Annotated in this window: 8 protein-coding genes; 1 reads left to right on the top strand and 7 read right to left on the bottom strand. The window is 34.3% G+C overall.

The features are described 5' to 3' along the window. Nucleotides 1-86: 86 nt before the first annotated feature. Complete coding sequence (brnQ, locus tag AC1RPH_RS07070) at nt 87-1,448, bottom strand: branched-chain amino acid transport system II carrier protein (protein WP_481761912.1); 1,362 nt, start codon at nt 1,446-1,448, stop codon at nt 87-89. A 95-nt stretch (nt 1,449-1,543) separates the two neighbouring features. Here brnQ and AC1RPH_RS07065 point away from each other — a divergent pair, with 95 nt between their 5' ends. Further along, the gene (locus AC1RPH_RS07065; RefSeq protein WP_481761911.1) at nt 1,544-2,521 is read left to right on the top strand and encodes an asparaginase; all 978 of its coding nucleotides are present in this window, start codon (nt 1,544-1,546) and stop codon (nt 2,519-2,521) included. 61 nt (nt 2,522-2,582) lie between these two features. Here the strand turns inward: AC1RPH_RS07065 and AC1RPH_RS07060 are convergent, their stop codons facing one another. The 6 genes from AC1RPH_RS07060 to tmk are packed head-to-tail and all read right to left on the bottom strand — an operon-like array spanning nt 2,583 to nt 6,603. Further along, a complete protein-coding gene (locus AC1RPH_RS07060; protein ID WP_481761910.1) occupies nt 2,583-3,323 on the bottom strand; it encodes an acyl-[acyl-carrier-protein] thioesterase in 741 nt (246 codons plus the stop codon). Nucleotides 3,324-3,335: 12 nt separating this feature from the next. Then, nucleotides 3,336-4,217 (bottom strand): 16S rRNA (cytidine(1402)-2'-O)-methyltransferase, encoded by an 882-nt coding sequence (rsmI, locus tag AC1RPH_RS07055; protein ID WP_481761909.1) that lies wholly within the window; start codon nt 4,215-4,217, stop codon nt 3,336-3,338. Continuing rightward, the gene (locus AC1RPH_RS07050; protein WP_481761908.1) at nt 4,214-4,570 is read right to left on the bottom strand and encodes a DNA replication initiation control protein YabA; all 357 of its coding nucleotides are present in this window, start codon (nt 4,568-4,570) and stop codon (nt 4,214-4,216) included. Before AC1RPH_RS07050 ends, rsmI begins: the two co-directional genes overlap by 4 nt. A gap of 22 nt (nt 4,571-4,592) precedes the next feature. Then, nucleotides 4,593-5,600 (bottom strand): DNA polymerase III subunit delta', encoded by a 1,008-nt coding sequence (gene holB / locus AC1RPH_RS07045; RefSeq protein WP_481761907.1) that lies wholly within the window; start codon nt 5,598-5,600, stop codon nt 4,593-4,595. Between the two features lie 12 nt (nt 5,601-5,612). Beyond that, the gene (locus AC1RPH_RS07040; protein ID WP_409021519.1) at nt 5,613-5,942 is read right to left on the bottom strand and encodes a cyclic-di-AMP receptor; all 330 of its coding nucleotides are present in this window, start codon (nt 5,940-5,942) and stop codon (nt 5,613-5,615) included. Nucleotides 5,943-5,961: 19 nt separating this feature from the next. Continuing rightward, nucleotides 5,962-6,603: a dTMP kinase gene (tmk, locus tag AC1RPH_RS07035; protein WP_481761906.1), complete on the bottom strand. Its 642-nt coding sequence runs from the start codon at nt 6,601-6,603 to the stop codon at nt 5,962-5,964. Between the last annotated feature and the right edge of the window lie 143 nt (nt 6,604-6,746).

Genomic DNA, 6,746 nt, shown 5'->3' with positions numbered 1-6,746 from the left:
TGTCTCCGATTGAATATCGAAAACATACCGACCAGATGATCGCTTAATATTTACTCCAACTTTTGGGGTTCACTTCATGTTTCTTTTTAATTTATTTTCTTTTCACGAATCATAAAAATTAGTCCCATAAGTAATCCTAACGCAGCAGGAACTATCCAACTTAAGCCAATATTAAACAGTGGTAAATAATGATTTGCAAATGCTAACATATTTTTAGCAAAAGCTAAATTTTTAATTGAAATTGGCATCGCGTTTAGTCCATCAAAAATGGCACTAAAAAGCGTTAAAACGGTTAACCATTTGTAGATAATGCTGACTTTTAAGTCATACTTATTTAAAGTAGGTTCTAAACAGGCAGCAATCATCAATACAATAGCAAGTGGGTAAAGCAACATCAAAACTGGTGTTGATAATGTAATTAATTGATCTAACCCAACGTTGGCAATTAAACAACTAATCACACAACCAAGTGTTAAATACAATTTATAGCTACCATGACCAATAATTTCAACACATGTTTTAGCACATGCGCTAGTCACGCCAATTGCCGTTTTAATACAAGCAACAACAATAATTGCAGCAAGAAAGAAACTTCCGAATTGTCCAAAATAACGTTGAGCAACTTGAGCTAAAATAGCACCACCATTACCAGAATGTGGAAATACACCCAGACTCGTTGCCCCAAGATAGGCCAAGCATGTATAGATGATTCCCATCAAAATAACACTGATACTACCAGAATAGATAATCCCTTTAGTAATTGATTTAGGATTCGTAATACCTAAATCTTTAATTGTATCCACAATGATAATACCAAAAGCCAAACCAGCGAGTGCATCCATAGTGTAATATCCTTGCCCAAAAGCAGACATAAAAGCACCATTCTTGTAAGAACTTGTTGCGGGGAAATCTGAAAAATTACCCATTGGCTTAATAAATACAAATAACAATAAAATAGCCAACGCACATAAAAATATGGGATTTAAATACTTACCAACATAGACTAATATCTTGGTTGGTTTAACTGCCAAAAGCCAAACTATTGTGAAGAATAAAATTGAAAATAATAATAGCCATACTGAATGTTGGCTGGCTTTAATATGTGGTGCAATTCCAATTTCAAACGGAATAGTTGCTGATCTTGGACCTGCAAATAGCGGTCCAATAGTTAGGTAGAGCAACATTGTGAAAATTATGCCATACGTTCGATTAACCTTAGAGGCTAAATCGAAAACTCCCCTACTTTTAGACAATCCAATAGCAATTACACCTAAAAAAGGTAACCCAACACCAGCAATTAGAAAGCCTAAATTACCTATCCACAGGTTTTGTCCGGATTGTTGACCTACAAAGACTGGAAAAATTAAATTTCCCGCGCCAAAAAATAAACCGAATAACATTGAGCTAATAAATAAATACTCATTCTTACTTAATTGTTTTTCTTTCATTCTCATAACCACCTTATCTGTTCATATACAGTAACAAATTCATAGTCAAAGTACAATATAATATGTATAATCTAAGTGTCAGCAAGGAGGAAAATATGAAAAAAATATTAATTTTACACACTGGTGGTACAATCGCCATGTCTGAAAATCAAGAAACAGGCGCAGTTGCACCTGGTGCAGAAAACCCTTTAAACCAAGTTGAAAATCCATTTGGTGATCGTTTCGATTTAATCACTGAAAATATTTTTAACTTACCATCCCCACATATTGGCCCCATAGAGATGCTAATTATTCAAAAAAGAATTATGCGTGCATCCGCGGAAGCGATTGATGGTATTGTTATTACTCACGGTACGGATACATTAGAAGAAACTGCTTATTTTTTAGATCTTACATTACCGAACCATCTACCTGTCGTTTTAACAGGTGCTATGCGTTCCGCAAATGAAATAGGCTCAGATGGCTTACACAATTTTCAAACAGCCATCTTAACTGCAGCAAGTGATGATGCAGTTGATAAAGGTGTCTTAGTTGTTATGAATGATGAAATTCATACAGCACGCTATGTAACAAAAACACATACAACAAATGTCGCAACTTTTAGAACACCAACGTTTGGCCCAATTGGTAGTATCGCTAAAGATAACGTGACCTTTTTTGCCGAATTGCTAAGCCAGACTTGCTTAGCAATCGACAAAGTTGTTGATCATGTTTATTTAATTAAGGCTTATGCTGGAATGGATGCTGATTTACTTGGTTTTCTTAATAATGACCAAACGAACGGTATTGTCATTGAAGCTCTTGGTGCAGGAAATCTTCCCCCACAAGTTTTAGCTAATCTTCAAAAATTAATTGATCGCGATATTCCAGTTGTAATTGTTTCACGTTGCTTTAATGGCGTGGCACAAGATGTTTACGACTATGAAGGTGGTGGCGTTCAATTGAAAAAAATGGGCGGCATCTTCTGTCGTGGCTTAAATGGTCAAAAAGCAAGAATCAAACTATTGGTTGGATTAAGTGCTGGTCTTGAAAAAGAAGAACTCTCGATTTATGTCGCAGATGCTTTATCATAAAAATATAAAAAATGCTCTGAGTAACTGGATAGACTTCCAGTTACTCAGAGCATTTTTTATTCTAACGTTTCGTCCACTCACAGTCAGCTTCACAATAAACATCATCACCAATTTTAATCTGGTGATGTGTCGTTAAGTTATCAATAACAACGATACTATCTATCTTATGACCATAGTGAATTTCTTTTTCATATTTAATATTCATATGTTTCAAATCATGTGACATTAAAAAGTCTTCTGACAATGAATCTAATAACCAATCAAAATATTTTGAATTGTTTACATGTTGATTTGGATCAATATCAAAGAATCGAACGTCATATGATTTTTTAGCAGCTATTGTATCTTCTTTCATGATACCAACTGGTTTCTCCAAACGCTCAATTCTTCGTGTATATTCAGCACCAAAAGGTTCAATAACTTCTGGCAATACACGAGTCATTTTACGTGTTTTATGATCCATTAAAACAAATACAGCATGAATATGTGCACACTCATTACCTGCTTCATCATGAACCCAGAAATCTCGGTAACAGAAGAAACGATTGTACGAAACAGCCTCAGTAGTTAATGTTAAATTCTCATCAATATGTGGTATTCTCGAAATATCAATAAGATATTGTGTAATAACCCAACCAAAGCCCAAATTTGTTAAATCTTTTTCAGTAATTCCTAAGCTATCACTTTGGTCTGTTGAAACCAAAATAATCATGTTAATTAGCATTGCTACTGTCACACGCCCACTTTTATCGCCTTCATAGTAAACCGCACGATGTAGCTCACTAAATTTATTATCTGCCAATATGTTCACTCCTTAAATCTGATGATACAGATTATAAACTTCTTGTTTTTTCATCTCTTGTTTCTTAGCAATCTCTTTTATCGCATCATTAGTTTTCATACCTGTTTCAATCAAATAATCAACTTGTTCTTCAATTGACATATTAGCCAGATGATCAACTTCCGTTGCTTCTGGCGAATCATTTCCCTCAACAATTACACAAAATTCTCCACGGACTTGCTCAGTGCCAGCCCATTTGATAGCATCATCCAGTGTTCCACGCAAGAATTCTTCATAACGTTTAGTTAATTCTCGGCATAGTACAACTTTACGCTGACCACCAAGGCTAGCAGCTATTTGTGTTAATGTTTTTTTCAAGCGATGTGGTGCTTCATAAAAAATAAGCGTCATTGTTTGATTTTTCAACTCAGCTAATTCTTCTTTTTGACTCTTAGGTTTTCGCGATAAAAAACCATAGAATAAGAACGGTTGTGGCGCTAATCCAGAAGCTATTAATGCAGTGATCCCGGCATTTGCCCCAGGAAGTGGCACAACTGGAATCTTAGCTTCAATACATGCTTTAACAAGATCATGCCCAGGATCACTAATTGATGGCATTCCTGCATCACTTACTTGTGCGATTGATTGACCAGCCAATATTTTATCAACAAATTGCGGAATACGTTCTTGCGTATTATGTTCATGAAAACTCAATTGACTTGTTTCAATTTCAAAATGATTTAATAATTTTTGTGTGTTTCGTGTATCTTCGGCTGCTATATAGTCAACCTCTTTTAAAATATCAATCGCTCTAAACGTCATATCAGATAAATTACCAATTGGTGTCGGTACTAAATATAATGACCCAGTTGTCCCTTTACCTTGAAAACTGCTTTGTGCTGCTATTTCACTCATACTTCGCGCTCCCCATAAATTAAATCTAAACAGAAAGCACAAGGTTCATCATCGACTCGACGTGATCCGTACATCCCTTCAATATTACAAATATGAAAACCTTGATCATATAATTTTTCTAAGTTTTGACGTGATTTTGACAGATTTGCATCGGAAGATTCATTAAAATTCTTAGACGTTTGTCGTTCTATTTCACTTAATCGTTCTCTCAAATGTTGGTTTTCAATCTCCAATTCAGCGTTATTTTCAAGAACACCAGTCATATCAGATTTTATTGTTTCAAAACTCGATAACATTTTTTTCATTTCTTCCTCGATAGCTATAAAATTATCATATAGTTGACGCTTATCCACAAAATCACCTTCATTTCATATTTTATAAATCTATTAATTTTAACGTTGTTACTTCAATTGCACTTTGAAATGTCATATTTATTTGGAGCATCGTTTTAATTTGTAAACAACCATCTAATATAGCAACTAACTTTTTATCACTAATCATTTGAGTTATTTTATCAATTTCAGTTAAACGATTAGAAAAACTCACTTGTTCCTTACGATTATAACGGACAAGTAAACAATCACGCGCTAACAGTACCATTAAATCAACCATCAATGCCTGTTGTTGTTTTTCTTTTGCGAGTGGCACTAGTTTTGTTTGTACCAAAATGAAACTTTCAGCATCATTTTTCAATAATTTACTGAACCAATTCCAAACTTGATTTGTCATTTCAGTAAAATTCTCATCTTGTGCTAATGCTACAGCATGGCTTGTACTCTCAGTTACATGAACAAGTAACTGAGCCTGATCTTTCAAGATACCTTGATTTAATAAATTTTGAATCAATTTTTCTTGAGAGAGTGCGACAAAATTAACCAGTTGGCACCGTGATTGAATAGTTGGCAAAATTTGATTTTTATTTTCTGTTAATAAGAAAGCTTTCACATTTCCAACAGGCTCTTCTAAAAATTTAAGTAAACTGTTCGCAGCACTAGCTGTCATACTCTCAGCTTTTTCAATTATAAAAATCTTTTGGCTACCTTCAACACCACTTTTTGAAAATTCTGATTTCAAAAATCGAATTTGATCAACTTTAATTGACTGGCCTTCAGGCTTAACACTCACGATATCAGGGTGATTACCTGATAGAATTCGTTGACATTCACCACATACACCGCAAGGCTTTTGATCCTCGTCAGCAGTACAAAAGAGTCGCATTGCAATCCATTGTGCTAGTTCAACCTTACCAATACCTTCTGGTCCGGAAAATAGATAAGCATGGGCTAACTTATTTGTTATTATCAATTTTTCAAAATGTTCAATTAATTTTGGCTGTAATTCTTGAATTTTAATATTACTGGTTTCATCAGCTAATTCTGTCATTACTATTTACTCCTAAAATTGATGAAACTCTTCTACTGGTAAGACAAATACTGTTGCACCACCAACCTGAACTTCTAATGGAAATGGTACTTGTGCATCCATTGAAACATCTAAGTTAACAGGGGGGGCCATAAATTGTTCACGCGTTGATGATGTCTCTTTAATGATTTGTAATACCTCATCAACACGTTCATCTTCAATACCAATTAAAAAGGTTGTATTACCAGACTTTAAAAAACCACCAGTTGTTGATAGTTTTGTTGCACGGACATTTGAATCTATAAATATATTGCTTAATCGGTTACTATCTTTATCTTGAACAATCGCTGTAATTAATTTCATTTGAATTCCCTCATTTCATTTATTTAAAAGACTCGGGTAATTTTTTCTTCAGAACGTCAATACAATCGTCAATTACTTTTTCCAAAGGTTGCGCCGCATTAATGGTTATAATACGTTCTGGATTTTTCACTGCTAATTGTTGGTATGCTTTGCGTACTTTTTGATGGAACTCTAACTTTTCATCATCTAAACGATTTATTTCATTTTGACGATGCTCAAAAATTCGTTTTAATCCAATTTCTGATGGTACGTCAAAGTATAAAGTTAAATCAGGTTCTGTTCCATTTGTTGCAAATAGGTTCATATCAGCAACCGCTTGCGTTCCGATATCTCTACCAGCACCTTGGTAAGCAATTGAACTATCAACATAACGATCACATATTACAATTTTATCTTCCTTAAGTGCTGGGAAAATTATTTCTGCGATATGCTGACGTCTTGATGCTGCAAACAATAATGCTTCAGTTCGTTTATCCATCTCTGGATAATCTTGATTTAAGACAACTTCACGAATGGCTTCAGATATCGGACTTCCACCTGGTTCACGTGTTATAACTAATTCTTTTACCAAGTTATTTTGTATCTTTTTTATAATACCTTTTAAGGCACTCGTTTTGCCGGACCCATCTGGTCCTTCAATCGTTATAAATTTTCCAGTCACATTAACGACCCCAATACTTATTATTATTGTACTTGAATCTTAAAAACCTGTCCATAAGATAAACCTACTATTAGTATACTATCTCTTATTTAATAAATCTAATCAGCATTTCACAAAAAAACGCCAAGACAAGTTAGGCGAAT

The organism is Dellaglioa sp. CoH-57-MRSF-16, from assembly GCF_056782055.1.
The sequence above is the reverse complement of the archived record's forward strand: the minus strand, read 5'-3'. Positions and strand labels throughout refer to the sequence as shown.

Coding starts and splice junctions, on each gene's coding strand:
- brnQ (WP_481761912.1), bottom strand. CDS start 1,448: ATGAAAGAAAAACAATTAAGTAAGAATGAGTATTTATTTATTAGCTCA.
- AC1RPH_RS07065 (WP_481761911.1), top strand. CDS start 1,544: ATGAAAAAAATATTAATTTTACACACTGGTGGTACAATCGCCATGTCT.
- rsmI (WP_481761909.1), bottom strand. CDS start 4,217: ATGAGTGAAATAGCAGCACAAAGCAGTTTTCAAGGTAAAGGGACAACT.
- holB (WP_481761907.1), bottom strand. CDS start 5,600: ATGACAGAATTAGCTGATGAAACCAGTAATATTAAAATTCAAGAATTA.
- AC1RPH_RS07040 (WP_409021519.1), bottom strand. CDS start 5,942: ATGAAATTAATTACAGCGATTGTTCAAGATAAAGATAGTAACCGATTA.